32 protein-coding genes, 1 tRNA gene and 2 pseudogenes are annotated in these 26,829 nt (G+C 59.4%); 25 read left to right on the top strand and 10 right to left on the bottom strand.

Features of this window, described 5'->3' with window-relative positions:
* Nucleotides 1-6: 6 nt before the first annotated feature.
* Nucleotides 7-186 carry a hypothetical protein gene (locus B5527_RS01470; RefSeq protein WP_425305054.1) on the bottom strand — a complete coding sequence of 60 codons (180 nt, stop codon included), beginning with the start codon at nt 184-186 and terminating at the stop codon, nt 7-9.
* 451 nt (nt 187-637) lie between these two features.
* Nucleotides 638-847: a hypothetical protein gene (locus tag B5527_RS01465; protein WP_154071935.1), complete on the bottom strand. Its 210-nt coding sequence runs from the start codon at nt 845-847 to the stop codon at nt 638-640.
* A gap of 430 nt (nt 848-1,277) precedes the next feature.
* Here B5527_RS01465 and B5527_RS01460 point away from each other — a divergent pair, with 430 nt between their 5' ends.
* Together B5527_RS01460 and B5527_RS01455 are read left to right on the top strand one after the other, a co-directional pair.
* Nucleotides 1,278-2,726 carry an MFS transporter gene (locus B5527_RS01460; RefSeq protein ID WP_172842445.1) on the top strand — a complete coding sequence of 483 codons (1,449 nt, stop codon included), beginning with the start codon at nt 1,278-1,280 and terminating at the stop codon, nt 2,724-2,726.
* A gap of 30 nt (nt 2,727-2,756) precedes the next feature.
* Entirely contained in the window at nt 2,757-4,379 is a 1,623-nt protein-coding gene (locus B5527_RS01455) for an FAD-dependent monooxygenase (protein WP_079599716.1), read from the top strand.
* Between the two features lie 210 nt (nt 4,380-4,589).
* Here the strand turns inward: B5527_RS01455 and dinB are convergent, their stop codons facing one another.
* Nucleotides 4,590-5,837 (bottom strand): DNA polymerase IV, encoded by a 1,248-nt coding sequence (gene dinB, locus B5527_RS01450; RefSeq protein ID WP_079599715.1) that lies wholly within the window; start codon nt 5,835-5,837, stop codon nt 4,590-4,592.
* 103 nt (nt 5,838-5,940) lie between these two features.
* Between dinB and B5527_RS01445 the strand changes: the two are divergent.
* Nucleotides 5,941-6,738 (top strand): annotated as a pseudogene (locus B5527_RS01445) (DDE-type integrase/transposase/recombinase); the annotation flags it as partial.
* 44 nt (nt 6,739-6,782) lie between these two features.
* Here the strand turns inward: B5527_RS01445 and B5527_RS01440 are convergent.
* Nucleotides 6,783-6,856 (bottom strand) — tRNA-Gly (locus tag B5527_RS01440).
* A 521-nt stretch (nt 6,857-7,377) separates the two neighbouring features.
* On the opposite strand from B5527_RS01440, the gene B5527_RS01435 reads away from it, so the two are divergent.
* The 16 genes from B5527_RS01435 to B5527_RS01360 all read left to right on the top strand — a co-directional run bounded on the left by B5527_RS01435 (nt 7,378) and on the right by B5527_RS01360 (nt 18,888).
* A complete protein-coding gene (locus B5527_RS01435; RefSeq protein ID WP_154071934.1) occupies nt 7,378-7,662 on the top strand; it encodes a hypothetical protein in 285 nt (94 codons plus the stop codon).
* 44 nt (nt 7,663-7,706) lie between these two features.
* Nucleotides 7,707-7,910 (top strand): hypothetical protein, encoded by a 204-nt coding sequence (locus tag B5527_RS01430; protein ID WP_079599713.1) that lies wholly within the window; start codon nt 7,707-7,709, stop codon nt 7,908-7,910.
* Entirely contained in the window at nt 7,903-8,478 is a 576-nt protein-coding gene (locus B5527_RS01425; protein WP_079599712.1) for a hypothetical protein, read from the top strand. Before B5527_RS01430 ends, B5527_RS01425 begins: the two co-directional genes overlap by 8 nt.
* Nucleotides 8,479-8,567: 89 nt before the next feature.
* Nucleotides 8,568-8,912: a hypothetical protein gene (locus B5527_RS01420; protein WP_079599711.1), complete on the top strand. Its 345-nt coding sequence runs from the start codon at nt 8,568-8,570 to the stop codon at nt 8,910-8,912.
* A gap of 99 nt (nt 8,913-9,011) precedes the next feature.
* Entirely contained in the window at nt 9,012-9,299 is a 288-nt protein-coding gene (locus tag B5527_RS01415) for a hypothetical protein (protein ID WP_079599710.1), read from the top strand.
* A gap of 128 nt (nt 9,300-9,427) precedes the next feature.
* Nucleotides 9,428-10,075, top strand: coding sequence for a hypothetical protein (locus tag B5527_RS01410; protein ID WP_079599709.1), 648 nt, complete (start codon nt 9,428-9,430; stop codon nt 10,073-10,075).
* A gap of 7 nt (nt 10,076-10,082) precedes the next feature.
* Nucleotides 10,083-10,391: a hypothetical protein gene (locus B5527_RS01405; RefSeq protein ID WP_079599708.1), complete on the top strand. Its 309-nt coding sequence runs from the start codon at nt 10,083-10,085 to the stop codon at nt 10,389-10,391.
* A 269-nt stretch (nt 10,392-10,660) separates the two neighbouring features.
* On the top strand, nt 10,661-11,269 hold the full coding sequence (locus B5527_RS01400; RefSeq protein WP_154071933.1) for a hypothetical protein: 609 nt from the start codon (nt 10,661-10,663) through the stop codon (nt 11,267-11,269).
* Nucleotides 11,270-11,428: 159 nt separating this feature from the next.
* A complete protein-coding gene (locus B5527_RS43245) occupies nt 11,429-11,659 on the top strand; it encodes a hypothetical protein (RefSeq protein ID WP_154071932.1) in 231 nt (76 codons plus the stop codon).
* A gap of 693 nt (nt 11,660-12,352) precedes the next feature.
* Nucleotides 12,353-12,826: a hypothetical protein gene (locus B5527_RS01385; protein WP_079599704.1), complete on the top strand. Its 474-nt coding sequence runs from the start codon at nt 12,353-12,355 to the stop codon at nt 12,824-12,826.
* A 2-nt stretch (nt 12,827-12,828) separates the two neighbouring features.
* The gene (locus B5527_RS01380; RefSeq protein WP_079599703.1) at nt 12,829-14,400 is read left to right on the top strand and encodes a DNA primase family protein; all 1,572 of its coding nucleotides are present in this window, start codon (nt 12,829-12,831) and stop codon (nt 14,398-14,400) included.
* A 1,079-nt stretch (nt 14,401-15,479) separates the two neighbouring features.
* Nucleotides 15,480-15,983: a hypothetical protein gene (locus B5527_RS01375; RefSeq protein WP_079599702.1), complete on the top strand. Its 504-nt coding sequence runs from the start codon at nt 15,480-15,482 to the stop codon at nt 15,981-15,983.
* A gap of 44 nt (nt 15,984-16,027) precedes the next feature.
* Nucleotides 16,028-16,483: a hypothetical protein gene (locus tag B5527_RS01370; protein WP_079599701.1), complete on the top strand. Its 456-nt coding sequence runs from the start codon at nt 16,028-16,030 to the stop codon at nt 16,481-16,483.
* Nucleotides 16,484-16,945: 462 nt separating this feature from the next.
* Entirely contained in the window at nt 16,946-17,104 is a 159-nt protein-coding gene (locus B5527_RS43240; protein WP_154071930.1) for a hypothetical protein, read from the top strand.
* A gap of 221 nt (nt 17,105-17,325) precedes the next feature.
* The gene (locus B5527_RS01365) at nt 17,326-17,901 is read left to right on the top strand and encodes a hypothetical protein (RefSeq protein ID WP_079599700.1); all 576 of its coding nucleotides are present in this window, start codon (nt 17,326-17,328) and stop codon (nt 17,899-17,901) included.
* A gap of 84 nt (nt 17,902-17,985) precedes the next feature.
* The gene (locus B5527_RS01360; RefSeq protein ID WP_154071929.1) at nt 17,986-18,888 is read left to right on the top strand and encodes a hypothetical protein; all 903 of its coding nucleotides are present in this window, start codon (nt 17,986-17,988) and stop codon (nt 18,886-18,888) included.
* A 308-nt stretch (nt 18,889-19,196) separates the two neighbouring features.
* Here B5527_RS01360 and B5527_RS01350 read toward each other — a convergent pair whose 3' ends face one another.
* From B5527_RS01350 to B5527_RS01340, 4 genes and pseudogenes are all read right to left on the bottom strand, one after another.
* Nucleotides 19,197-19,514, bottom strand: coding sequence for a hypothetical protein (locus tag B5527_RS01350; protein ID WP_154071928.1), 318 nt, complete (start codon nt 19,512-19,514; stop codon nt 19,197-19,199).
* A gap of 267 nt (nt 19,515-19,781) precedes the next feature.
* Nucleotides 19,782-19,868 (bottom strand): annotated as a pseudogene (locus tag B5527_RS47480) (hypothetical protein); the annotation flags it as partial.
* Nucleotides 19,869-20,142: 274 nt separating this feature from the next.
* Nucleotides 20,143-20,682: a hypothetical protein gene (locus B5527_RS01345; protein ID WP_079599696.1), complete on the bottom strand. Its 540-nt coding sequence runs from the start codon at nt 20,680-20,682 to the stop codon at nt 20,143-20,145.
* Nucleotides 20,683-20,715: 33 nt separating this feature from the next.
* Entirely contained in the window at nt 20,716-21,072 is a 357-nt protein-coding gene (locus B5527_RS01340) for a hypothetical protein (RefSeq protein ID WP_154071927.1), read from the bottom strand.
* 146 nt (nt 21,073-21,218) lie between these two features.
* Here B5527_RS01340 and B5527_RS01335 point away from each other — a divergent pair, with 146 nt between their 5' ends.
* A complete protein-coding gene (locus tag B5527_RS01335; protein ID WP_079599694.1) occupies nt 21,219-21,767 on the top strand; it encodes a hypothetical protein in 549 nt (182 codons plus the stop codon).
* A gap of 185 nt (nt 21,768-21,952) precedes the next feature.
* On the opposite strand, the gene B5527_RS43235 is transcribed toward B5527_RS01335, so the two are convergent.
* Nucleotides 21,953-22,207 (bottom strand): hypothetical protein, encoded by a 255-nt coding sequence (locus B5527_RS43235; protein WP_154071926.1) that lies wholly within the window; start codon nt 22,205-22,207, stop codon nt 21,953-21,955.
* Nucleotides 22,208-22,240: 33 nt separating this feature from the next.
* Between B5527_RS43235 and B5527_RS01330 the strand changes: the two genes are divergently transcribed.
* Nucleotides 22,241-22,570: a hypothetical protein gene (locus tag B5527_RS01330; RefSeq protein ID WP_079599693.1), complete on the top strand. Its 330-nt coding sequence runs from the start codon at nt 22,241-22,243 to the stop codon at nt 22,568-22,570.
* Nucleotides 22,571-22,789: 219 nt separating this feature from the next.
* On the opposite strand, the gene B5527_RS01325 is transcribed toward B5527_RS01330, so the two are convergent.
* Complete coding sequence (locus tag B5527_RS01325) at nt 22,790-24,052, bottom strand: tyrosine-type recombinase/integrase (protein WP_079599692.1); 1,263 nt, start codon at nt 24,050-24,052, stop codon at nt 22,790-22,792.
* A gap of 349 nt (nt 24,053-24,401) precedes the next feature.
* Between B5527_RS01325 and B5527_RS01320 the strand changes: the two genes are divergently transcribed.
* From B5527_RS01320 to B5527_RS01305, 4 genes are all read left to right on the top strand, one after another.
* On the top strand, nt 24,402-24,980 hold the full coding sequence (locus B5527_RS01320; protein WP_079599691.1) for a methylated-DNA--[protein]-cysteine S-methyltransferase: 579 nt from the start codon (nt 24,402-24,404) through the stop codon (nt 24,978-24,980).
* 9 nt (nt 24,981-24,989) lie between these two features.
* Entirely contained in the window at nt 24,990-25,829 is an 840-nt protein-coding gene (locus B5527_RS01315; protein ID WP_079599690.1) for a helix-turn-helix transcriptional regulator, read from the top strand.
* A 55-nt stretch (nt 25,830-25,884) separates the two neighbouring features.
* Nucleotides 25,885-26,244 carry a VOC family protein gene (locus tag B5527_RS01310; protein WP_079599689.1) on the top strand — a complete coding sequence of 120 codons (360 nt, stop codon included), beginning with the start codon at nt 25,885-25,887 and terminating at the stop codon, nt 26,242-26,244.
* Between the two features lie 170 nt (nt 26,245-26,414).
* Nucleotides 26,415-26,816 (top strand): SRPBCC family protein, encoded by a 402-nt coding sequence (locus B5527_RS01305; RefSeq protein WP_079599688.1) that lies wholly within the window; start codon nt 26,415-26,417, stop codon nt 26,814-26,816.
* The last annotated feature ends 13 nt before the right edge of the window (nt 26,817-26,829 follow it).

Raw genomic sequence — 26,829 nt, 5'->3', positions numbered from 1 at the left:
GCTACATCAAGCCGACCATCTGTCCTGCTCTTTGCGGCAATCGTCCTCGTTGAGACGGTCCGCAATATCCTCTGCGATAGCTGGCGTTTTCGCCTTGGCTATTGGCTTGCCGTCTGCAGTTACTAATTCCTCACCCTCAGCCTCAACAGGAAAGTCGTCAGGCTTGAGGGGCTTATCATTCGGCACGTCACCCTCCCGCATTAAAAGAAAAAGCCGCCCGGGCATTACGCCGAGCGGCTTTTCGAGCAACTGCCTAGTCGGCCCGGTTCCGTTGCTGGAATGATAACATCGATCTAAAGGAAAAGTTTCTCCCGCAGCAAGGTATTCTATCGCGCTACGGTCGCGTAGCTCTGCCGGTCGTGTGGTCGAGCGAAGCGGCTGCTGCTTATGGTTGGGACGGACCCTAACAACGTCTGCTTATCTGGTAAGGCCGGAAGTCAGCGGCAGAGGGTCAAAACGGCGCTTTTGACCCGAACCGGACATGGTGTCCCTGTCGGAAACTCAATCTTGCTGGCAACTGATATCGAATCGGGCGATGCTCCTGCCTTATGCCAGAGGTTTGTAGCCTAATTTGGTTGGCATTGGTCGGAGCGTTCCGGCCGCGGGTCTCACTTGAGGCTGAAGCCACGATTTTGCGTCATCGGCTTAACGTGTTGCGGCGGCAATCGCCGAAACGGCCGACGTTCGGGATGCTGGACCGTCTGATATTCGCCGGCTTGTATCGTTTGGCTCCGAAGGTACTCGGCGCCTTGGCGATCGTGAAGCCGGAGACCGTGATTAAATGGCACCGCGCCAGGTTCAGATCGTACTGGCGGTGGACCACGTTGTTGTGTTCAGCGAGCGCCACCTCCATCACCTATTGCTGTCGTACATGGAATATTACAATGGGGCCCGCACGCATCTACCCTGGCGAAAGATGCGCCGGTCTCGCGTGCCGTCGATCGCGCCGGGCACATCGCCCAACCCTGGGCGGACTGCATCACCAATATGCCCGGATTTAATTTACGACAGGCACAAGGGGTGAACCGTCGCCACCTGTTTCAGACGTTGGCCGCACGCGCCGCAGTTTCCGGCGTCATCGGCTCCCCGGCGCTCGCAGAAGCGAAGTCGTCGACGTCATTGCCGTGATCAGAGCCGTTACTGTGAGTGCAGTGCGGCAGGCAACTCCCACGATCCACGATTGTGTTTTCAAGTGTGAGTGCTAATTTTATCAAGGATCGACTTGGCATCTTGAACCGCTGCGCATGACGGCGGCAGTCCGGCGTCCGGGGAGAGAAATGGCCGATATTTCGCTCGACGCTCAAGGCGCCGTTCAGGGCGGCGTTGCAGGGGGAATGCAGACGGCGGCTCCGGGCCATTCCAAGGGTGACGCACAGGACTGGCTTAGCGGAATCGAGAAGTCCAATCTCACGCCGCGCTACTATCTGACGATCGGGCTATTCGTCCTGCAGGAGATGTTCGAATTCTACGATTTCTTCCTGGTCGGATATCTGGTCTCGGTGCTCGCACCAAGTTGGCACCTCACTTACGGTCAGAGCGCGATGATGCTGCTATCATCCGGCGTCGGCGCCATTGTCGGCTCACTCGTCGGTGGCATGCTCGCCGACGCCTTCGGCCGCAAAATGATGGTTTGGGGCGGTGGCCTGATCTTTTCGCTTGGCGCCGCCGGATGCGCACTGATACCGGACGGCGCCTGGATCCTGTTTTCAATATTACGTTTCGTCGTAGGCTTTGGATCGATTGCCGCGGTGAGCGCCCAGAATCCGCTGATCGTCGAAATGACCCCGACCCGATACCGTACATTCGTTTCCAGTATGATGGTGGCGCCGGTCGCGCTCGGCACGATGTTTGCCGCGATGATTTCGGCGAGCCTGCTGCCGGTGATCGGTTGGCGCGGCGTCGCCGCCACCGGTGCGATACCGATCGTTACTTCGCTGTTGATCGCATGGATTGCTCCGGAATCGGTGCGCTGGCTGCTGTCACGCGGCCGCAGTGCCGACGCGCGACGCGAGGCCGCAAAGCTGCTCGGCGTTCCCGAGAACTGCGTCACATTGCCGAAAGCAATCGAGCCGACCAGGAAGCCGGGGTCGTTGTCCGAGCTATTCCAGGACCAGAAGCGCTTCTGGTGGGTCGTCGTCATCTGGACCGGAATTTCGACCGGCACCTATGGCGTGATCCTGTGGGGACCTACTATTCTGTCCCAGCTTCTGAAGATTTCCGCGCACGAGGCCGCGCACTACTTCGTGTACGCGAGCATCGCCTCTTTTCTAGGCCGCCTGCTGTTTTCGGTCCTGCCGCTCTATATCGGACGCCGCGGCGCAGCGCTGGTCGGAACGTCCGTCTCCGTCCTGGTCATGCTGGCGATTGTCGCTTTCCATCACGAGTTCATCGCGGGCTGGTCGGTATTTGCGCTGCTCGTGATCTTTGGCGCGGCGTTTTACAGCGGCTCGTTCTCCAACATGTCGCCATATGTTGTTGAAGTGTTTCCAGTCTCGCTCGGCGGCCGGGCGTTTGGATTGGCCCAGGCCGCCAACGGAGTCGGCAAGATTCTGGGACCCGTTTGTCTGGCGCTGATCGCAGGAAGCAACGATGTGGTTTCGCCGAAAGCGACCGCCGATGCGATCGCACCCGCTTTCCTGTTCCTGGCCACTTGCGAATTTGCGGCGCTGATCGCGATCTTCGCCTATCGCCGGGAGCCCCACGGTAAGCCGATGGATATTGGATAATTTAGGCACACGGGATCAAAAGGAAAAAAGATGCTCGACGTCCCCGTTCTTATTTCCGGCGGCGGTCCGGTCGGCCTTACCGCCTCGTTACTGCTCTCCCGGCACGGGGTGCGCTCGCTGCTGGTCGAGCGTCACCCGGGCACCGCGCTCACGCCAAAAGCGCGCGGCATCAATGCCCGTACCATGGAAGTCTTCCGGCAGTACGGCATCGACGCCGCGATCAGGGACGCAGGACTGGCGGAAGGCGGGACAGGGCTGATCGTCTGGACCGAAACCCTTGCCGGCAAGGAGATCGAGCGCCGCGTGCCCGGTCGCGCGACCGCGAAGAGCATGGCGGCGACGCCTGTCAAGAATTGTCTTTGCGCTCAGGACGACCTTGAACCGGTGATCCGTCGATTTGCGGAATCGGCGGGACCGGGAATGCTGCGCTTCAATACCGAGCTGACCTCGTTCAGCCAAAAGGCCGGTGCCGTTACCGGCACATTGACCGATCGTACGACGGGGGAAGAGACGCCTTTCACCGCGCGCTATTTGATCGCCGCCGAGGGCGCGCAAAGCCGCGTGCGCCGCCAACTGGCTGTGAACATGGTCGGAGCAGAGAAAGTCTACGACAGCGTCAATATTCTGTTCCACGCCGACCTCACCCAGTGGGTCCAGCATCGGCCTGCCGCGCTCTATTTTGTCGAGCAAGAAGACCTCCGTGCCACGTTCCTTACGATCAACGGCACCGATCGCTGGGGCTTCCTGATTCACGGTCCCAAACAATACGGCTGGCAGCCGCAGGATTTTGTGCCGGAATTTTGCGCGGAGCTAATCCGCAAAGCCGTCGGCGTGGCCGACCTTGACGTATCGGTGCTTGCCATCAGCCCGTGGGAGGCGTCTGCCATCGTTGCCGACCGCTATGGTGTCGGCGACGTTTTCCTAGCCGGCGATGCGGCCCACGAGATGCCGCCGACCGGCGGCTTTGGCCTCAACACCGGGGTGCAGGACGTTCACAATCTGACATGGAAGATCGCCGCCGTGCTGCGCGGGAAAGCAGACCCGTCGCTGCTCGACAGCTACCACGCCGAGCGCCAGCCTTTGGGCCAGATTATCACCCAGAACTCATTGGCCAACGCGCTGTCGATGGGACGCACCGCACGGCGGAGCAATGTGCTGCCGCGACGGGAATTCCTCAACGAACAGGGTTTGATCTTCGGGGCTTGCTATCGATCGATGGCGATCGTGCCTGACGGCACGCCGGCCGTCGCGATCGACGATCCCGTCACCGAATATGTGCCCTCCGCCCGGCCCGGAAGCCGCGCGCCCCATGTCTGGCTCAAGCGTGGCAACTTGCAAATCTCGACTATCGACCTGTTCGGCCCGCACTTTGTGCTGCTGGCCGGCTCCGACGGCGACGCATGGCGACGGGCCGCGCAAGCGATCGGCCCGTCGTGGCCTCCACTCTTTGTCTTTACGGTCGGAAAGGACGGGGATCTCGGCGACCCCGACGGCACCTGGCACGAAGCTTACGGCGTCGACACAGATGGCGCGGTACTGGTTCGACCGGACGGCCATGTCGCGTGGCGCAGCCGTTCAGGCGCTTCGAATCCTCTAGAAGTCTTGCGCGCGGCGCTGGATTGCGTATTCGGTAGGATGCCCGCAATTGCGTGACGAGGAGTATTGCGCTGGATGGTTTACAAGTATCGCGGACTGGCATCGTGCCGAACGTCCGCTATGCGCCAGAAAGCTGTCCTTCACCAGTGCGCGTTAATAATCGACTCGGACAACGTTCAGGATCACTCGGTCAGAAGACCTGTGTTGTAGGGAGCCGCGGCCAACCATTGCCTTGTGCGCCGTTGCTTAACCCGTGACCGGTGACGGTCACAGGTCTTTTTCGGCGAGTTTGCGAAACTCATCGGGAACAGAACGAGAAATTCCGAGCGCGACCGAACCGTATCCGATAGCATCCCATCCGAAGCGATCGCGGATCCGATCGACGGCACAGTCAGCCGACCAACGTGCCATGCCCAGTTTGGTGCCGGGCCGGCGCGGTTCATCTTCAAGTCCAAGCGGGAGCTCCAGCTCCAGATCCCAATGCTCCTCAAGATGCGACACGGAGATCGCCAGGAGCGAGATGGTCTTCTCGTCTGGGTGATCTGCGAGGACCGCGCCCGCCAGCTCCTCGGCAACCTCGGCGAGGATCACGGTCGCGGAGATTGGCGAGTCGAGCGTTACCGAGCGAGTGGCTGAGTTCAGGTTGGCGAAGCGAACGCGGACCGTCACGGTTCGGCCAGGCCTGGATTTGGCCCGGAGCCGAGTGCCGACTCGGTCCGCAAGGTAAAGCAGGGTGGGTCGAAAAACTCGCTCTTCGGCAGGCTTCCTGCCAATTGCAGACTGCGCTCCTGCCGATCGGGCGCGCCGGTGAGACTTGATTTCTCGTGGATCGCGATTCCACGCCAGGGCCGCGAGTTTCTCCCCTGCCGCGGGACCAAGCAGCCGCTCGAGCGACCATCCCGGTGTCTTTGCCAGCTGTCCGATAGTTACCACGCCGATCTCGGCCAGCCGCGCCTTCGTGACCGGGCCCACTCCCCACATCAGCTCGACAGGCAGGTGGTGAAGGAATTCCAGCTCGGTTTCAGGATCGACAACCACCAGCCCGTCGGGCTTGGCCACTTGTGAAGCAATTTTTGCCAGATGCTTGGTGCGCGCTACGCCAACCGAGATCGGAAGACCTAGCTCCGCCCGCACACGTTCGCGGATTGCCGTTGCAATTTCAGCAGGCGGACCGAAGAGATGGGTGCAGCCCGCAACATCGGCAAAGGCCTCGTCGATTGAAATCCGCTCGACGAGGGGCGTGAAATCGCCGATCACCTTGATGGCGGCATCGCCGAGCCGTTGGTAGTCCTTGAAATGGCCGCTAACAAAGGTGAGTTGCGGACACAGTTCGCGCGCCTGCCGTCCCGGCATGCCGCCGCGGACCCCGAAGACCTTGGCTTCGTAAGACGCGGCAAGCACAACCCCACCACCGACGGCGATGGGTTTACCGCGCAACGAAGGGTCGAGCAGTTGCTCGACCGAGGCATAGAAGGCATCCAAGTCTGCGTGGAGGATGGTGGCTGTCGTTGCCATCCCGACCGATCACCTGTGACGTTTTGAGTAGGCCCTCGCAATGAGAACATAATGAGAACATTCGCGGCGAGTGTCAAGCCGTCGGACAGCGGAACGAGTATTTCGAGTGCGCGGCACGCCGCTATCCGCGGGCGCCGGGCCCAATGATCTGTGGTGCGCCGACTTCAAGGGCGAGTTCAAGCTCGGCAATGGGCGGTACTGTTACCCGCTGACCGTCACCGACCACGCTTCGCGCTTCCTGCTGTTGTGCGAAGCGCTGGAGTCGACCCGCGAAGACACCGCTTGCACGGCCTTTGAACGGGTGTTTCGCGAGCGCGGCTTGCCGTTCGCCATCCGCTCCGACAATGGAGTGCCCTTTGCCAGTCCCAATGCCCTGTTCAATCTCTCAAAACTCTCGGTCTGGTGGCTGAGACTCGGTATCGCCATTGAACGCATCAAGCCGGGTCACCCGCAGCAGAACGGACGTCATGAGCGCATGCACCTTACCCTCAAAAAGGAAACAACCCGACCGCCGGGCTCCAACAGCCTGCAGCAGCAGGAACGCTTCGATGCCTTCGTGCGTGAGTTCAATGTCGAACGGCCGCGTGAGGCGCTTGAGATGAAATGCCCCGCCGAACTCTATGCGGCCTCACCACGCCCTTACGCCGGCCTGCCCGAGCTGAGCTATCCATTCCACGATCGCGAACTTCTCGTCACCGCCTGTGGACGGCTCTGCCTGCACCGCAAGCGCATCAACGTCTCGACCGTGCTCGCCGGCCAGAAACTCGGCATCAAGGAAGTCGACGATGGCATTTGGCTCGCAAGCTTCATGCACTATGATCTCGGATACTTCGACCTGGAGCAGGAAACCCTGCAACCCCTCGACAACCCGTTCGGCACGCGGTTGTCACCCGTGTCTTAGGTACGCGGTGTTACCTATCTGTCCGGGCCGGACACACTGAGTCTTGGAGCGGGCGAAGGGAATCGAACCCTCGTATGCAGCTTGGGAAGCTGCCGTTCTGCCATTGAACTACGCCCGCAAGATTTTGATCTAATTCACTTTTTCATCTCAAATCGGTTTTCGACCCCTGCCAAATCCCTGCCAACTTTGCACCGTTCCGAGCCCGGGGGTCATCGTTATAGACCGCTCCAGCGCCATGCGGCAAGCCAGCGGGCATACCACCGCCGCCGCCGCCGCCGCAAGCGTCCGTCAGTCATCCGCGTCGGCTAGCCGCTCATGGGACCGGATCATGAGGCGCTTGTCCGCGCCAAGGCCACATTAGTGGTGCTGGCGCACATGCAAACACTTCTGGAGGCTGTTGACGCCGAGCTGGCCCGGCGATCTCGCTCTAGTGCCTAGGCGGCCCGTAGGGCTACCGGGCCCGGACTTTTTGGTTTTGTTCCGGGTGATTTTGGGTTGCAGTAAATCCCAGTTGTTCGTCACGACGGACAGCCGTATGCTTGTGGTGATTTTCAAAGCATGCGCGGGCCGTGGGCCATTGCGCCGGGGTGATCCCCGCCGAGAAATCAAAAGCTCCCCCTCTAAAAATTCGAGTTGATGATGAGCGGCGCAGAACGCATTCGCGATTTTAGCGACGTTGACAAGCGCATCATAGCGAGCCCCGACGTTCGGCGCGTGATGGCGCAATGCGTGACCGACATGCAGGACGTGACCGACGAAGAAAATTACGCCGCGATGCTCGACCGCGTTGTCGGCAGTGACGATCAAATGGCGGCCGTTGCCTACGGGTATCTTTTCGCCGTGAGCACTGATCCCCGCGACGTGACCGAACGCGCAATTATTGCCGCCGACGTGATGCGGCAATCTCGCCGCACAATGCATTAGGAGAAACGACGGTGCCAAGGAATTCTACAAAACCGGAAATCGCGTTGGCGCTTTCAATCAGCGCCAGCGCCCGCGCGCTCGGAATTCGCAGCGAGCATATTCAGGCCGCGCTTGAAAATGGCGACTTGGTTTGCAGATCACTCGGCCCGCGCCGCCGCATCGCAGTTTTCGGCGAAGGCGGATTGCAAGAGTGGTTTCTCACGTGGCCTCGCTACACGAAAAAGATGAAAGGTGTTCCCCATGGTTGAATATATTGATCCGGTCCTAGCAGTTGGCGACGATCTTGCACGACGTGGCGTGAAGGCAAGCGCCGTTGCCGAAGCCTGCCAACAGGTTTCGCAAGATATCATCGCCCGCAAGTGGGTTCACATTGAGGGCGTGCCGGTTTTCAAGGTTGATGGCCGACCGGCGCAGACTGTCATTCAATATGACGACCAACTTCTGAAAGACAAACCCCACTACCTCTATGAAGAGCATGTCGTCGATGACGCCGACGTGACTTTTCTCGGCGACGGGAAAAAGCGCACGTTGCGCGACGCTGGCGATTTCATCAAAAAATATGGCGAGGCCCATTATCACGCCGTCAAAGAACAGTATGGCTGCGATGACAGTTTGCGCGCTGGCGTGAAGCCGGGCACGGCGCCCGCAGCCGCCGACCGCAGCCCGGGCAACAATCCATATGCCCTCGGCGGCGATCCCGCCAAGCGTCAGGAACGTATCATCGGGCTACTCAAGAGCAATGCCCGGCTTGCGGCCAATCTCGCGAAGGTCGCTGGCTGTCGGATTGACGGCACGCCAATCCCCGGCAGGGCGTAGCCCCGCCGAAAATGAGCAAGCATAAAAAGCCGAAGGGCTCAATCGCGTCAACGGGCACACGATCCAGATTATTGAAAGGCGAAAACGCTATGAAGATCAAACTAAAGGGCGGCGCGACGATGCAAAACGGCCAGATCGCAGTTCCGGGCTCGCGCCCGAACAGCGCACCGAAGGGCCTCGCCCGGGATGGCAAGCCGAAAAATTTTCAAATCGCCAACCGTGATCATGGCGTGCACGCGAGCGATATCGCGAAGGGCGTTATCGGCGGCCATCGCGGCCATCATCCGGACGCGAGCGCGGGCCATGGCGTTCCCGTGCATTCCGGGATGATGCATTCGCACAAGGGGACGATGGTTGCAGGCATTTCGCGCACGCAAGCCCATGACCCGCAGGACGATGCTCGACTTGCGACGAAAACCCAGGGCCACGTGTGACCCGTACAGCGCGCTCGGGGCAAACGGTCCCGCCTACATCGCGACGGGCGGACCGCTCGGCTCAGCTTGATCTAACCAAACCTTTGAAAGGGGACCACCATGGCTGATGAAATAATTGCGAGCCACTTGATCGCACATATCGGGTACGGAGACCAAGCAGATCAGACGCCGTCGAGCCTGCCCATCGACAAGCTCGCTTCAATCAAACGCTCGCCGATCAGCAAGTCGATCCGAGCAGCGAGCGGCGTTGTACGGGTTTCGCCGACGCCTGACTGGCAAACGAGGGCCGTCACTTCTGAGCAGAAGGTGCCGACCCACCCATCGATGCGCAATCGCTCCGGGGAGGGTGGCAAGATTGGTCACACCATAGATCGCGGGAAAAAGTAACAGCCCGATTGGCCGCGAGCGTGACTGCCACGTGGCCGATACGCGCGGCGCTCGGCTTATCATGCGGCCGAGCGCCGCCCCTTCCCGGCAGGGCCGCAGGCCCGCCGTAAACATAAGGATTGTCCAAAATGTCCCTTTCAATTTTTGATCAGTATGGCCACGTCTCCCGCGCGATAAATCCGGCGGACGTGGAAGCGCTCCCCGATGATCAGCGCGCCATTCTCATGACGACGCTGACCGCATGCCGCGACGCGGAAGACTGCGAAGCCAAAATTTCGGAATTGCGCATCGCCGTCAATAAATCGATGCACGCCTATGATCGCGCCGTGCTAGCGCACGACGCGGCGCAGCCGAAAGTAACGCATCAGGCCGCGTTGCTGGCGACGCTCGCCGCCAATGATCCCGATCACTATCCTGCGCCGAAAAAGCCCCGTCCGATCAATCCGAAAATAAAGACGGCACTGGTAACGGCGCTGCAAGAATTGACGACGGTCCGGGACGCGCTCCAGAACGCCACGGCAGAATTCAAGACGTTGTCGCGGGCTCGCGGGGAAGCCATCGGGCGCTGGATGAAATGCCAAGCGCCGATCACGCCGGAAAGCGTAACGCGGGCCTACATCGCGCGCGGTGACGCGGAGCGAGTTGGGATTGCGAACGGAACGATCATTCCGCCGCCGGAGCCGAAGCCCGGTCACGTTTGGCCCATTGAAGCCGCGCGCGCCGTCAAAGCGAAACGGGCCCCGCAGTATTTCGGAAATGCGACGGTCAAACGTTAGGCCCATCATGTCCCTCAGAACCCATCCAGCTCGACTTGCGGCAATCGCCGCGAACGCCGAGACTTTTGATCCGGGCGTGCCGTGCCGCGCGAAGGGCCATGTTTCGCCGCGCAACGCTCGCAAACTCTATTGCTTGGCTTGTGATCGTGACCGCGAACGCCGCGCAACGCAGGCTAAACGTGCGAGAGCCAAGCGTCTGGCCAAGGTGCACGCACGCGAAGCGGCGGAGATGGCTGCGATGTTCGAGACGGTCCGAGCGAACTGGCACGCTCGGGCCGCTCGCTACGGCACCAAAATTCCGAAGGCCTTCCAATGAAAAAGTCCCCCGAAACGATGCTTGCGATATGCGATAATCTCGCGGCCGGTTTGTCGTACAGCGGCGCAGCGGTTGCCGCTGGCGTCGCGCCTCGCACCATGTGGCTATGGATCAAGAATTCGCAGCGAGGCGACGAGGACCTTATAATTCCGTTTCTCGGCGAAGACGGCGTTCCTTTTTATAAAGCGGTCACGGCCGCGCGAAGAATTATGCTTCATGAAGCCCGTTCGCGGTTCGAACGCCGGAGCTATCTGGGCCATGATCAGATCGTGACGTTCGGCGGCCGTGTCTGCTGGCAGGAAGAGCCTCGCGCCGTTGGCCTCGATCCGGACACGCGCGAGTTGCTTGGCTTCGAACGCGACGGGCTTATCCGTGACGCGAACGGCGCTTGCATTCCTCTGACCGAACACCACGAACCGCCCGTGGCCGCCGTGCTTCGCGTGTTGGAAGTCGCGTTTGATGAGTACACGCCAAAAACAAAAACCAACGTAACGCAAAATGTTTCGGGGATTGTCGGCGTGCAAGTCGTGAAAGCCATGACAGGGCCGCCCGCAATTCCGCCTGCCCCCGTTCCCCCGCCGCAACTCGAAATCCTGCCCGATCCGGATGACGCGGTCGCGCTCGCGGAATTGCTCGGCGATGAGCCCGACGATATCGACGGCGGGAACGGTGATGATCCCGTTGATGAGCCCGAACCCGAGCCCGAGATGGTTGCGGCGCCCGAGCCCGGGCCGATCATGATCCAGACAGCGCCGCCGCCGGAATATGTCGCAGGACCTAACCCGCTGATCCAGCCGCGCGATGGCCGCCGACCGTTGTCTGACTTGGAGCGTGACTTGCTGTCGCGGCTGCCAAGCGCCCTCAATCGAAAGGCGTGACGAATGATCGAAGATCTAAATTTAGATCGTGATGACGACGGGAAGCCGCCGCCCGGACCCGCGTTTATGGTTGGCGAGCCATTGCCTGATCGGGAATTGTTGATCGCAGAACGGTGCTTCCGAGAGGCCGCGCGGGACTACCCGGGAAGCGGGCTTGTAATGTTTACGATGATCGATGAGGCGACCGGCGAAGAGGGATTTGATACTTCGCTCAACGCCGTGGGTCAAAGGTCCGCCGGGCAGGTCACAGAGGCCGAACGCTGGAGGCGCATTATGAATTGGCCGGTTGATCCGACCGTGGCCGAAGTGATGGCCTTCAAGGCCAATGCCGACGCAAGGGCGCAAGCGGCGCTGTGGTACATGACGCAGCCCGCCCCGCCCGTGAGCTAGGACCGTTCGGATGGCCCGATCAGCGGGCCGGGACTTGGACGCACCAGCGAGGCCTAGAAGGGCGGTACGATATCGTTTTGGCGGACGCGTCAGAGCCATGGTAGGAATTGGAATTCGGGAAGTGTACCGCGCTACGTTCAGGAGCTTGGCTTGCCTTGCGGTAGTTGCCAGTTGTTCCGCCAAACAGGCGTGCTAAAAAGCGAACTCCGGCCGCCATTGGCAGCCGAGACCATGTGGGCCTAGGCCGGAAGTTAGTTTCGCCTCGCCGACATGATCAACCTAAGCCATCCCCCGCACGCGCGGTAAAGGAAAATTCTACCGTAGAAACGAAAAAGAGCCGCCAACCCGGGAGGGTCAACGGCTCGGTTTTCGTGACGTTGCGACCGTCCCCGGCAAGGGATTGTTCGCGATGTCGATACCCGCCCAACGGGAACCGACTGTGAGTGATCGTGATGTACCTCCGACCTTCCGAGAAATCAACGACCACGGACGAAATAATTCTGCGATTGCTCATGATCGCGGACCGCAAAGTCTTGCGCGCTCGCGAGCGCGCGGCCGAAGGCGAGAGCGTTCCGCAAACGAAGATCGCCGCCATCAACGCTAGGCGCCGCGAGCGAAGAGCTGAACTCAAACTGAAATCTAAACCTGCCGCTATCGTGTCCCCGGTAAGAGCAAAACTCCGGAGGGCCGCACATGGCTGACCTAAACGAACTTGCGACCGCTGTTGACGACGCGGAAGACGCGGCCAACGTTGCCATAGATTACGCCGGGCCTATCGTTGAACGGCTCATCGCAGCCAAGCGCGAGTATTTCGACGCGCTGCGCCAGCCATGGCTAGTCGAGCTTGAAGAGTTGCACGGTGCGACGTTTAACCGCCGCCCCAGTAGAGCGCGACTTGATCGGCTTCGGAAAGAGATGGACCGCGCTCGGCGCAAGCTGGCGTCGCTCAATTCCGCCGGGCTGCCGTTCTATACGCAACGCGAATATCTGGAAGCCGAAGCGGCTGAAGAGGCCGCCGAAGGCCGTCACGAATTCGCGCGTCGGCAATATTTCCTTTCGCTCCGCGACGCGCCGACATGCGTTGATGTTGATGGCGTGAAATACGTGCGCACCGGATTTAAGAAGATCGCGGGCGAGAGAAAAGAGATTTGGGAAAAGGTGACCTGATCATGACCGATATCGATGACGTGAGCCTGCCCCGTGAATTCGTCCCCGCCGACAAGCGCCTAAGCGCCGAACAATTCCGCGCCGACGAAATGCCGACGCTGATTAACAGCCAAGATCAATGGCTCGCGTGGGATGGTTCAAGCTATCAACCCATTGAAGCCGCGACCGTTGAAAGCCGCGTGTCCGCATGGCTCGGCGCGCAAGTGTATCGAAAGGAGACGGCGGGCGCTGGCTCGTTCGTGATCCAGTTCAAGCCGAAGCACGTTGATAAGTCCGAAGTCGTCGGCGCATTAGCGGATATCTGCCATCTGCCCCTGAACGAAGTCGCGCCGCCCGCTTGGTTGCCCGGCACGCCGAAGAGGCTCGCGAAGCTCAGGCCAGCGGAAATTATTTCTTGCCGCAACGGGCTGTTGCACTATCCGACGCGCAAACTGTATCCGCAAACGGCGAAGTTTTTCACGCGCAACGCTTTGCCTTTTGATTATGATGCGACCGCGCAAGCGCCGGAGCGATGGCTTTCGTTCCTCGCCGAAGTCACCTCGTCAGCCGATGGCATAGAGCGGCCGGAGCTTGTCGATTTGCTACGTGAGATGATGGGATATCTGATCAGCGGCGAAACGAACTTGCAACGCGTGTTTTTCCTTTCCGGCCGTCCGCGAAGCGGCAAGGGGACGATTATGCGGATTGTCACGGAGCTAATCGGCAAGATCAACACGGCCTCGCCGACGATTGCACAGCTCGGCAGCGAATTCGGCCGCCAAGACCTGATTGGCAAATCGTTGGCGACCGTGACCGATATGGATTGCGGCGAAAAATCCAAGCTCGGCGCCGCCGCGTCAATCATCAACGGCATTTCCGGCGAGGATATGCAGAGCATCAATAGGAAAAACAAAGATTTTTGGTCTGGCTATCTCGGCGCGCGGTTTTTGATGGCCGCCAACATGCTCCCGAACTTCGGAAGCCATACCATGGCGATTGCAACGCGGCTTCTGATCGTGCCGTTCGATGTTTCGTTCGCCGACCGGGAAGACCGCAGTCTAACGGACAAGTTCAAAGACCCGGCCGCGCTCGCCGGTATACTCAATTGGACCCTTGACGGGTTGGAAGACTTGCAACAGGCGGGCGATTTCAGCGAGCCCGCCGCGTCAAAGGTTGCCAAGGTGCGGCTGATTTATCGCTCATCGCCGGTTCATGGCTTCGTTGACGAGCGTTGCGCGCTCGGCGCGACCTATGCGGTTGACAAGGCGGTACTGTATGACGACTTCGCCGAATACTGCGAAGAGGTTGGCGCCCATTGCATGCCGCTGGCCGATTTTTCGGAAAAGCTCGCGGAGCTATTCCCGACCGTGTCGCCGTCAAAGCGCGGCACCGGGCCGGGCATTGACGGGCAACGCTCGCGGCAAATCCCCTGCTATCGCGGCGTGCGGCTATCGGACGAGCGCGCGGCCGTGGTCTACAAGCTAGACCCGCGTCTTGGCGGCCTCTTCGAACCGGGCGAATATGAAAGCTTGCACCATGATGCGGCCGGGTTTCCAATCGCGCTCGGCGCTGACGCTCGTTCTTTTGACGCCTAGGGCGAAAACACGATGAGCACCCGACGGGCTGGAACGCGCGGGCCGCCGTTGCGTGGAATGCGTGCGGCTCAAGTATCACAATCGGAAGCTTCGCCGTGATCTCGGCGACCTGTATTGACCTTGTCCGGTAGATCACGGATTGAAGGGCCGGAGCGTGTGCCGCATGTGACGGCTTATTTCCCTATATGCTGCAAATTATTTGAGGCTTTTATTTTAGGGACTGGTCCGAAACTGGCCGTCACACCCGGCACGTAGGCCTCCCGGCTAATGGTTGCGGGAGGGGCGATTAACTCTAAATTCCGGTGATTTTTGCGCAGATTGCTGTCACAATCGGCGAGATCGGGGCGCGTTAACCTTACTTATTAACCTTAATAGCCTGAAAAGGCCCCGAGGCCGTTAACCATGGTGGGCAGCCCGGCCTAGGGCTATGGTTAAGGAGCCCTTAATGCGCTGGGCACATGGCTCGCGCTGATCTCGGCGAGCTATGCCATTGCACAGCAAACGTGCTGGCACGAGGCTTGCCGGGCACAATTTTTATTCCATAATGTGAGTTAAGCGAACCCGTTTAACCATACTCGCTTAGGTTGCGCAATTTTCGAGCGTATTTGTGCTTAACGCAACCTTAACGAGATCGAACAGCGAACGGGAGTTCCTGCGGGTCCTAGGCCTACTGGTAGGGGCCCCGCGACATACGGGGTAGGTCCCATTTTGGGTCATTAACCATAAAACGCTATGTGCCTCAAGTCATACACTGTCCCTCGTTTTGAAGTGCAGTTGCCGAAAAATTATATGAGCCGAAGAAGTTCGGGAAACCCCTCGACCCCTAAATTTAGGTGAAGCCGTTAACCGACTGTTCACCACGAAGCAATCGTCGCTCGCAACTTGATTGATCCTGCCGAGCGCGTGCTCATATCAAGCGGCGTGGAGTTAGTTGTCACCCGGCAGCCGCGAGCAATCGCGGTATGGGAGCCGCAGAACTGGCCACATCATCTGGGAAGCTTCGGTGATCGAGCAACCCCAACGCCAGAGATGGCATTGGAGGTTGATTTGTCATGTCACGTCGAAGAACAAAGCGCACCGTGGCCATTCATGAGGCCGGACACGCGGTTGCAGCCATCCTGCATGATATCCCGTTGAAGCACGTCACCATTGTACCCACCGCCGCCGATGCGAGCGGTGGGCCGTACGATGGCCACGTCAAACTCAAGCCAGTCCCGGCGAGGTATAATTACGGCGGTTTCAAAGACAGTCCCGCGTCTCTGGATTTTTGGCATCGTCGATTGATCATGATCTTGGCGGGACCGGCAGCGCATAAGAAGCTGCACCCGCACGCTCATTGGTTTGGCTACGCCAGAGGCGACATCGGCGCGGCTAGCGAGATCATCCGCGATATCCATCAATGCGACGCCAGCCCGGTGACCCGCGCGCATTACAAATATATCGAGGTCCTCGCCACCGCCTGCATCGAAAATAATTGGAAAGAGATTGAAGCGGTCGCGGCGGCGCTGATCGAACACAGCACGTTGTCGGAAGATCAAGTTCGCAACGCGATGAACAAAAGCCGCTACTGCATCGCGGCCTGACTATCAATAACGCCAGAGGTCCACACCACATCAAGGAGACTAGCATGTCACAATACCCGTCCAAAAATCTGCAAGCCGCCGCGCGCCGTGCTACGCACGCGGGCGCGGTAGACAAAGCCGTCCCCATCGCTGGCGCCGCAATGCAGGTGCCCCGCAAGCTGTTGACCGATCCCAAGCGCGACGCCTTCCAATTGGAAGCGAGCGCGCAAGCCACGTTCCGCGCGACTACTCGATACGTTAGAGTGTTCGCCGTGCCGAAGTCTGTCGGCCCGGGCCGCGTACTCTGTCACAACCATGTACGGCATACCGTTGACATGCCCTGCGGCCTCAATGGCTTTCGCGCTTGGACGTGCGAGGCCGCCGACAAGCCGAGCGGCTTTGTCAAATGCCCGTGCGGTTACGCTGGCTTGCCGCACTATGCATGGCGTGAGCACGTCAAGGCGAGCAAGGGCCGCGCTCGCACGCATGCGGAGATGGTTGCGGACGGTTTGATGCGATGAAACCAAAAAGCCCGGGCCGCGTCGCGTGAGATGATGGCTTGCATGGGCCGCCGATATCACGGCGACGGCCGAACCGCCAAAGCGATATCGTCAAGCCGCAAGGGAATTTTTAACGGTGCCAGCGCCCAATAGTTCGTCGGTCCGCCGGACCGACAAACTGAAGGACCAAAACACATGAAGACCCAAGACGAACTTTGGAGCGATTTGGCTACAGCATGGGGGAACTTCGAAGACGCCCCTAGTCATCAGACAGCCCGCGCGCTCGCGCAGGCCATCGAAGCGTCCCGCTAACTTTTTCTTCACCTGATGCGCCGACACTGCGCCCGGGCAGCGTATCAGCCTAAAGCCGTCGCGCCGATCTCAACCCGTCGCGGCGGCTTTCGTTTATCCCCCATTAGTTTGTGGCTTGCGTCACCGCTCCGCTGGAATACGCTGCGCACCGCGCGGAGGGGGTCGCGCGGCATGTCTCCAAAATTCCATCACACGCGCTTGTCCGGCGGCGACCGCAAAGCCCTCACGAAAGAGCTTTCGAAGTCGCGGGCGATGACGCGCATCTTCGCCGAGCGGTCGGCGGAAAAGCGGCGCGAGGGCGAGGCGCTGATCCGGGAATACGCGATATAGCGATTTGAGTTCACCGTGCCCCTCCGAAACATTGTTTGCTACGTCGGTTGCATTGAACGTAACAAGCCACCAATCCGGCCTTCCTGCAAATCTATTTTTTCTGATTTAGACTTCGGCCGCGTCAAAGATTGCGGACCGGACCGAGTACGACGAACCGACAATATAGCTCCACGGCTTGGAGCCCATCGCTGTTACTAGTTAGGAATAGAGGGGGATCTCAGATGCCAGAGTTCTACGATCAAAGCACCTGCGACTATCAACCGGCTGCCCAACCCTATCTCGATGCAATTGCACGTGGGATAAGAGACAGGGCAGCGGCACGTACATTTCTATTGAAGAAAACTGAATATGCGCAAGCCTACGCAGGCGCCGAGCCGGTTTGGATCGAGCAATGGAAGAAACGGGATTCAAAAAAATCCATGAAGTGCCCCTTCTGGTCAAACTATTGGTATGAGCCTTGCCAGAACTGCGATTGTCGCATCGATGACTCGGTCTCCATGGAGATTGACGCGATATTCTTTTTACGGAACGCCGAGCTGAAGACACTGGCCGTGCACATCGAAATGAAGCGTGATGGTGAGGGCCTGTCGATTGGGCAAGCGGAGGCTTATCGTCCGCGAGCGGCTTGCTATCGGGACAAGCGCCGCGTGCGAAAAACGCTCTTGGCGCACGATCACTTCATCACAGTTCTTTTTTGCGGCATTGGAACGGATATTCCGTTGGCTGAGCAGCATTTTGATTCCGTGATTTTGCACGAGAACGCCCGGAAAGTATTCCCGAAATATCCTGCTGGATAGCTACTCACTGATTGAGCTGATGTACGCGGTGCTTGGCGAAAAGCTATTATGGCTCCCGTGCAGACGCCTGCACGGTCTCACAGGGTGACAGAACAGATTTCCGAGCGTGGCATGCCGGTGTGCATTACGGCGTATTACGGCGTATTGCGGATCTACATTACGATGTATTGCAGGAAACTCCCCCGACACGCACTTGCGGATGCCTGCACCGAGGTTTGCGAGGCTGCTAACGCGGAAAGGACGGGTTGTATTAAAATGCCAAATTGGGGCGTTCAACTTATCGGGCACGATTTTGACCTAGCGGATTGGGCTGAAGTCTTGCAGCAGCCATTCGACCCATGGGTGATGCGGAGCAACGATGCGTTTGTGCTCCGATGGACCGGCTTTGACGATCTAGAGACAGCGTCCGAAGTGCAAGAACATGCGGCATTCGTCGTTGATCAGCTAAACGGCGCGATGTGGATAAATCGAGGAACTCGGGCTGTTAGATTTGAGGGCATTATCAACTTCAAGCCCGACGGAACGCGTAACACAACGATGATGGTCGCGACCGGAAAAATCGAGGCGAGGGCTAGGGTGAGCGCTGAAGCAGTCGTGACTAGGGCGGACGGAACGATAATCCCGCCCCCTCCTCCCAAGTCGAGTAACGCACAAGACTGGATAGCTTTGGCGGAAACCCATGAGCCGTTGGCAGATGCCTTGGTCTATTTCGCTCGCGCTGAATGGTTCGATATCTATAAGGCGGTCGAGTGCCTTGAGGATTGGGTCGGGGGCGGGGAGGCGGGATTGCGTGATCTGAATTGGATAGAGAAGGACGACCTAAAGCGATTAAAGCGGACGGCCAATTCATACCGCCACAGGCGGGGCGGCAAACATTCACCACCGGAAATTCCGGTGTCGCAAAGCGAAGCACGGGAAATGCTCGCCATTCTGATCCGCAAAGCCTTCCTCCGTGCCGCTGAAAAGGCCGAAGCAAGCCTGATGTAAATCGCGAAAAACAACGGATGCGCAAATAGCCTGCTGGGCCACTTTTTTAACGCTCTAGTGTTCCGGGCGGGGTAGGTAGCGGGGCGGGCGGGCGGCTTTCGTTTTCTTACCTCGTCGAATTGCGCGCGTCCCGATCTTGCTGTTTGATCCATGCTCGCGCTTCCGGCTCGTCAGCAAAGCTGTAGACGTGCTTTGGAACAGCGCCGGACACAGTGATGCGAATAAAGCATCCCGGTCCGATCTTCATTTCGCAAACTTCGTATTTCGCTTCCGAACTCGCCGCCATTTCAACCGCCTCTGGATAAGTTTTAGAAGTTCTCACGGGGGATATTCGAGGTCACAAGGTTTCCGCCGACCTGCGGATGCAAATCGATTTCCCACGTCCCGTTGGGCTCGAACGGGTAAACTGAGCATGTCCCGCTTGCGTCGGACTTGTGCGTAAGACAGCCAGTGATGGTATCGGGTCCGAACATCTCCCTTCTTCCGCACCAATTAATTCCACTCGCAATTTTCAGGATGAACCGACCAGTGGGCATTTCGGTTCGAAACTCTGAGCCGCCGCTCACAAACAGCTTGACCAACTGCAAATGTGTGTCGGCATCTTCCGCTATCAAAACGTAGTTCATCCCCGCATCCGCTCGGATGGACATGCTTGCAACTCGCGGCTCGTTTGAACCCCACTTCGTTATGGGACCATTCGTCGGAGGTGCGACGGAGGGGCACGAAAAGTTAGCAAGGCGCTCCGCCTTACTCGGACCATCAACCAAGCGAAGGATCGTCGGAAACGCAAATACGAAGACAGCGAGCAGCACGAGGGGCGCTAAAGAGCGAAACCGAAAAAGTCCCCGCGCAACTCTAATCGCCACGCTCTCGGGCAGTGCCGCTCCGCACTTCCCGCACTTCGGTTTGCGAGTGATGGAATACGCCGGGAGCCGATTGATTGCGCTGCAAGAGCTACAGAGGACTTCGCGTTTGTTCATAAGCGGCGTTCATAGCGGGCGGCTCTGTAGACGTAAGAGCGCGCAGGTTCGAACGGTATCTTATTCTCAGGCATCATCGACCCCTCCCCCAGCCGGGAGGGGGAGATTAGGGTTCGTACAACCGGGAGTAAAGGCTAGGCGGCGCTGGCGGGTCCCTAACGCTTTCTTCACCGGATGCGGCGACATTGGTGCACGGGTTGCGTATCACGCCCGCCTTTCTGGAAAGCGGTCGCCGATGTCTCAACCCGGCGGTGGCTTTTTGGCCACTAAGCAGTCATTTGCCTCTAGCCTCTAGCTGTTTTCGTTCAACGTCTAAGTCGTTCACGCGTTGCGCGGCAGCCGTCATTGCATTGGCGGCCACATTGTAACGGTCCGCTGTAGGCTGTTTCGGAAACGTCAATTGACCATTTGCCGCTACCTTGTAGCTACCAAATTCTCCAATCAGAAAAGCGACAAGATTTTCATAGGCGCGATAAAACTCAGAGCGCGCGACCATCATTTTCGAGTTGAAGGCCGCATTCTTTGCGCGTGAGTTATCGAAGCCAACTAGAAAACTGCTGACGGTCCCCTTGTCCAAATTCAAAGAGGATGCAAAAGCTACGATCTTTTCGCGCTCAGCCGTGACAAGAGCCAACTGACGTGGGCTAAAAGCCGTTGCGTTAGTTTCAGCCGTTTTCAAATCGCGAAGAAGTGCCTCAAGATCGCTGCGGCTCGCCGTCGCATAATTAGTGTCTTTGCTCAGCGCGGCGGGCTCGATTTCATTTGACAGTTTTGTTGTGGCGGCAGCCGTTTCCTCCCCTAAGTTGTTCGCCATGGCGAACAGTTTTAACAGCTTGTTCTCGGGGTTTTAGCTAACCGCCTCACCCAAGTGGGTTGGATCGGCCATCGCATGCAAGGCGACTTTAGCATCCCAAACTTCTTGGAGCTTTCCCGCATTGCGGAGGCCCACACTGATTGCCGCGACAGCCAGCACAATTGCAGCGGTGTAGCCTGCCCGACGCCATTTCCACGTTATCGCGCCCAAGATGAACCATGAGCCGATAAGTTCGCCAAAAAGGTGGGCAATTCCGTCTGGAGAGTTGCCGTAAATTTCGTTGGTGAAATACCCCCCAACCAAGACAACCATGACGAAGACGACTAAGAAGGCAATGCGTCCGCGCGTTATGCCTTGATCCGAAGATGCTTCCAGAATGTCCGCGCTCATGCTCATCCCCATTAAGCGGCCCGGGAAAGACGATAGACCGTCTACGTTCCGTACACTAGCGGCTTTCCTGCATGAGCCGCTTGCGCGGCTGACAGGCTCCGCTACGATTGCCAGCGGGGAGCATCACAACCATGTAGGGGGTTCGTGTGTGGGTAGAATTTTGGACTTGGCTTGGCGGTCTTCCGGCAAGCAGTTCGAGCTTCGTCGGCTCGCTGACGGGCGCGGCGTTTGGCTTGCTCGCGATAATCATTGGCGCATTGTTCAACGCGTTTCTCAACCGTTGGAGGGACGACCGTCTGAGGCGCATCGAGGCACAAACTCTCGCAATAGCATTGAAGGCGGAACTAACCGGCGCGAGAAAAACCCTGATCGAAAACGCTGATGATTTGGAGCGAGGAGTTGAAAACGACTTTCAGATGCCAGACATGATAAGCTCGATCCGTATCCTGCCCGAGATGTTGCCAAAGCTAGGATTACTTGGTCACGATGCAGTGGCGCAAATCATGACGGCGTACGGCGTCCTAGAGCGTTATGCCGAGCACTGCATTCGAATGGGTGGCTCCCTCGTCGATACGCCCGGTCCTAAGAAGCTCATCTCGCTTCCCGGCTCTAATGCGGCTCGCGTTGCGCGGATGAACCGCGTAATGGCCGGAGTTCTCGACGGCGCATTGGCTGAGCTTGGTCGCTGCATCTGATTGAATTGGGGCGCTGCGCGCACTTGAGCAAGTGACCGCTCCGATTAAATGCCAAGGGCGAACAAAGTCCCCTGTCCGCGCTTGATGCGCGGCCAAAATTCGAAAATGTTTGTCATGAAAACCCCGCGCTGTTCCAGACAACGCGAACGTGCCCCCAAGGGCCGTCATCAGCTTGCGCCGAAGGATCAATAAACGAAATCTTTGCCCTTGATCGATACAATCGAGTGACCAAATTCGATGGACACGAATATGAAAAAAGTATTGATCCAGACACTCGCTGCGGTGGCTAGCATCATGCCGATGTTGCAGTCGGAAGATGGGCTGCGGCTTTGCAATGATCGCGAGCTTTGCGCTTCGCCCCCAATCCCATCCGGCGACGAGCCTGCCAACCATGGACCGCGAGGGCTTCCGGCATCGCAAGTTGTTGCCGGATCGTCCATGACGGGTCCGACCGGACCATCCGGACCTGTCCGATGATCGCCGTGATGCTGCGCTTAGTTGGCTGTCTGCTGGCGACAATTCTTTGGAGTGGCGCGCCCGCTTATTCGGCGTACTTCGGCATCGGCTTGAGTAGCTGCGCTCACTGGCAAGCCAAAGGTAACGATAGCCAAGGGAAAATCTGGATACTTGGATATTGGTCTGGGCTGTCTTCGATGGACCAAGCGGGTGACGATGTCGGGAATGAAGCGGATGCCGAAGCTATTTGGGCAGAGGTTGCACTGATCTGTGCAAAAGACCCGTCAATGAAATTGCGGGACGCAGCCCTTAGCCACTACCTCCGCCTCAAGTCGTCAAAGCAGTAGACCAGATGGGGCAACCGGAAATGCGATACAGTCCGATCTAGATATCTCGCAATCAACGGCGATGGTGCGAAGTCCCTTCTGCACGATGACTTGTGGAGGGGCGTTCACCGCAACAAGATGGCCGGACTGCCGCTAATGCCGCTAAACTGTCTTATAAGCCATTGATTTCGCTAGCTGGCGGCGCTCCCTAGGGGAATGGAACCCCTCGCCTGCCCCGTCTCAAGCAATGCGGGCCGGAGCGGCGACCTTGCTCTTCTTAGCTGTCGGTGCGTCTGGCACGAGCGGCGCGTCGTGATGGCTGCCGAGTGTGAGCCCTAGCAGTTCGAATATCCGCGCGCTGATCTTGGCTTGAGCCGTCTTCATGCCCGGCCCATTGGCGAGGATCAGGATTGGGATGTACTCTTGACTGATCCCTTTCGGCGCATGGCCCAGAAGGAAATGGCTGATTAGCCCGTCAACGCCAAGATCGGCGCATACCGCTCGCCACGAGTGCCGCAACTTCTGGCCGCGTATCGGCAGATCAGCGCGGGCACTGACTTGCTTGCATCCGGGAAACAGAAGCGACTTGTCCTTGACTTCATGGTGCGGCTTCACTTCGGCGCCGGTTGCTAGCTTGATGGCGTACTCGATTTCCGGCGAGATTGGAATATGAAGATCGCGGTCCGATTTCGAGTTGCGGATCACGAACATTTTCTTGGAGAGATCGATATCGTTGACGGTCATGCGCGCGACTTCCCCCGGGCGCATTCCAGAGAGCAACGAAAACAGATGATAGCCGCGTTCAACCTGACTTTCGATCTTATCCCACTTCGCGCGCCATGCCGGATAGTCGCCAAAGTCTAGAGCGACTTGCGACGGCTTGTAGCCATCAAATTCTATCGCCGATGTCGGAAGCCGCGCGGGCAGATTGATGTCCCTCTTGGCTTCACGGCGATAGATCGCGCGAATGATCCTGCCACAGTGGCCAGCACTGGCGGGTGTCGTCTTGTGCAGCCGGTCATACCAATCGGCGACGGCGTCGGGGCGCTTGGCCATATCGGCGAGCGTCCAACTGCCCCATTCCGGGAGCATGATCTTACCCAGCTTCTCGACGTTGTAGGCCCAGCGGGCGGGCTTCCCCTTTTTGGCGGCCTTGGCGTTGAGGTATTCCACATATCGAGCGAAGGCCGCCGAGAAGATCACCGCGTCGGCCTTGCTGACGATGGCCGCACCATCGGCGAACTCGCCAGCGGCCTTCAGGGCCTCCGCGCGGGCCGCTGGCGGCTGCATCACCGGCCAGTGTCCGAGCGTGCGCTCAACCGATTTGCGGCGCCCTTTGGTCCGCTGCCATTTCTTGTAAAGCCACGATGTAGACTTGTCGCCGATCCGCAGGAAGAGCCCTTGGACAGTGCGATCCGGGAAGAGCCCGCGCTCTTCGAACTCGCGCAACGCGACGATGTGCTCCGTGGTGATAACGCGAGGTTTGTGCGTGATGGTGGCCATCTGTCGATCCCTGCCAAATCCCTGCCAACTTGGGCAAAAGTTATGCCCGGAAACATTGGTTTTCGGAGGGGACAATATGGCAGGAAGTGCCCGAATAGCAGTGACTTCCTCAGTGTTTTCGGGCCTAACTTGAAACGTGCTTAAAAGACCGTTTTAATCTTGGGAAGCTGCCGTTCTACCATTGAACTACGCCCGCGATCGCTCGGCTCACTTGATTAGCCGAGACCGCGCGCCCCGCCAAGCGGGTTGGCGACGTACCCCCTCCCTCACCCCGCCTTTAACCAATCCTTAATTTTCCAGGTGCGCCGGATTATGACGGTGCTATGATCCTTTTGGGGTGGCTGGCGTAATGGCGGGGCGTGGATACACCATATTCGACACGGGGATCGGCCGATGCGGCATCGCATGGGGCGATTTCGGTATTGTGGGCGTCCAACTGCCTGAAGCCCGCGAGATCGAAACCCGCGGCCGAATGCTGCGCCAGTATCCCAACGCCCGCGAACTCCGTCCGCCGCTCAATGTCGAAATCGCGATCGAGGGCATTGTCACGCTGCTGCGCGGTCAGCCTTCCGATCTCTCCGACGTCACGCTCGATATGAGCGGCATCCACGCCTTCAATGCGCGCGTTTACGCGTTCACCCGGACGATTCCGCGCGGCGAGACCCGGACCTATGGCGAGGTTGCCGCCAGCCTGAGGGCTTCCGGCGCCGCGCACTCGGTGGCGCAGGCAATTTCCCGCAATCCCTTCATGATCATCGTTCCCTGCCATCGCGTTCTCGAAGCCGGCAGCTATGCCGACCGGATTTCCCCGAACGGCGGCACCATCTCCAAGCGCCGGCTGCTGTCGCTCGAGGTCGCGGGTTCGACCAGCAGCAAGACCCTGTTCGACGTACTGCTTCCGGTTGCTCCGCCGCGCCCGCAGGGCTAAAATCGCGGCATGTCAGCTACCACCCTGCTGCAACGCCAATCCATTACCGTGTCCGACTTTCGCTGCAGCGCCCAACCGGGCGACGCGCCGTTCGTCGAACAGCATCGCTGCCACTCAATCTCCTATGTGCGCAAGGGCAGCTTCGGCTGCGAGAGCCGCGGGCGATCGTTTGACCTGGTGGCGGGATCGGTCCTGGTCGGCCATCCCGGCGACGAATATGTCTGCACCCACGACCATGTCTGCGGCGACGAGTGTCTATCGTTTTTCTTGGGGCCGAAACTGGTGGAGGCGCTCGGCGACGCTGCGGACATCTGGCAGATCGGCGCCACGCCGCCGCTGCCGGAACTGATGGTGCTCGGCGAGCTTGCGCAGGCCGCGGCCGACGGCCGCAGCGATATCGGGCTAGACGAGGTCGGGCAGTTGTTCGCCGGCCGGTTTGTCGAGGTGGTTTCCGGGCGGTCCAGGAGGCTCGCCCCGGCCAGCAGCCGGGATCGCCGCCGCGCGGTGGAAACCGCACTGTGGATCGATGCGCATTCGCGCGGCGAGATCGATCTGGAACGCGCCGCCGGCCAAGCCGGCATCAGCCCGTTCCATTTCCTGCGGCTGTTCTCGGGCGTGCTCGGCGTCACCCCGCACCAATACCTGGTGCGCTCGCGGCTGCGCCATGCGTCGCGGCTGTTGGCCGACGAGGAGCGGTCCATCACCGATGTCGCCTATGATGTCGGCTTCGCCGATCTCTCCAACTTCGTCCGCACCTTCCGCCGCGCCGCCGGCGTCTCGCCGCGCAGGTTCCGACAGGCCTCGCGCGGGATGCGCAAGATTTTCCAAGAACGCCTCGTCCTGCACTGACTAGGATCATCTCCGTACCGCGCCTCTCACACGCGCCTCGATCAGGAGATCACCCATGTACGACCACATCGGATTGAAAGTCAGGAATCTCGACGCCAGCGTAGGTTTCTATACGGCCGCATTGGCGCCACTTGGATACGTCCTGTACTCGCGCGATGAGACCGGTGCGAGTTTCGGCCCCAAGGGCGAGCCGGCGCTGTGGCTTTATCTGCACAACGGGCCGGCCGGCGCCGGTGCCCATATCGCCTTCCGCGCGCCCGACCATGCCGCGATCCGGAAATTTCACAGCGCCGGATTGGAGGCCGGAGGCCGCGACAACGGCGCCGCCGGCCCGCGCGCCGACTACAGCCCGAGCTATTTCGCCGCGTTCCTGATCGATCCCGACGGCAACAATGTCGAGGCGGTTTGCACTTAGGTACCAGCGCTCCGCTCTGACCACCATCATTGCGAGCCAACGGGTCGCGCGAAAGCGCGCCCGATGACAGGCTCCGCGAAGCAATCCAACGTGCACCGACGCGGGCTGGAATGGATTGCTTCGTCGCTACCGCTCCTCGCAATGACGGCCCAGCAAGAGAGATCATCATCATGGCTTCCATCCACAAGGACATCCTCCTCGAGGCCCACCCCGACGACGTCTGGGCCGCGGTGCGCGATTTCGGCGCGGTGCATCAACGGCTGGCGCCGGGATTCGTGCGCGAGGCGCGGATCGACGGTGAGGCGCGGATCGTGACCTTCGCCAACGGCACGGTGGCGCGCGAACTGCTGGTCGATTGCGACGAGCCTCGGCGGCGACTGGTGTATGCCGTGGTCAGCGAGCGGGTGAAACATTACAACGCATCGGTGCAGGTGACCGCCGATGGCGACAGGCGCACACGGCTGATCTGGATCGTCGACGTGTTGCCCCACGCAATCGCGGCCTATATCGACGCCCAGATGGAGCAGGCGGCGCTGGCGATGCAGAAAGCGCTGGGGCGTCACGCCGCATAACGCTATCAGCAGC

It is taken from the genome of Bradyrhizobium erythrophlei (genome assembly GCF_900129425.1).
Taxonomy (GTDB): Bacteria; Pseudomonadota; Alphaproteobacteria; order Rhizobiales; family Xanthobacteraceae; genus Bradyrhizobium; species Bradyrhizobium erythrophlei_C.
Note: the sequence above shows the minus strand (reverse complement) of the source record. Positions and strands in the feature narration are given on the sequence as shown.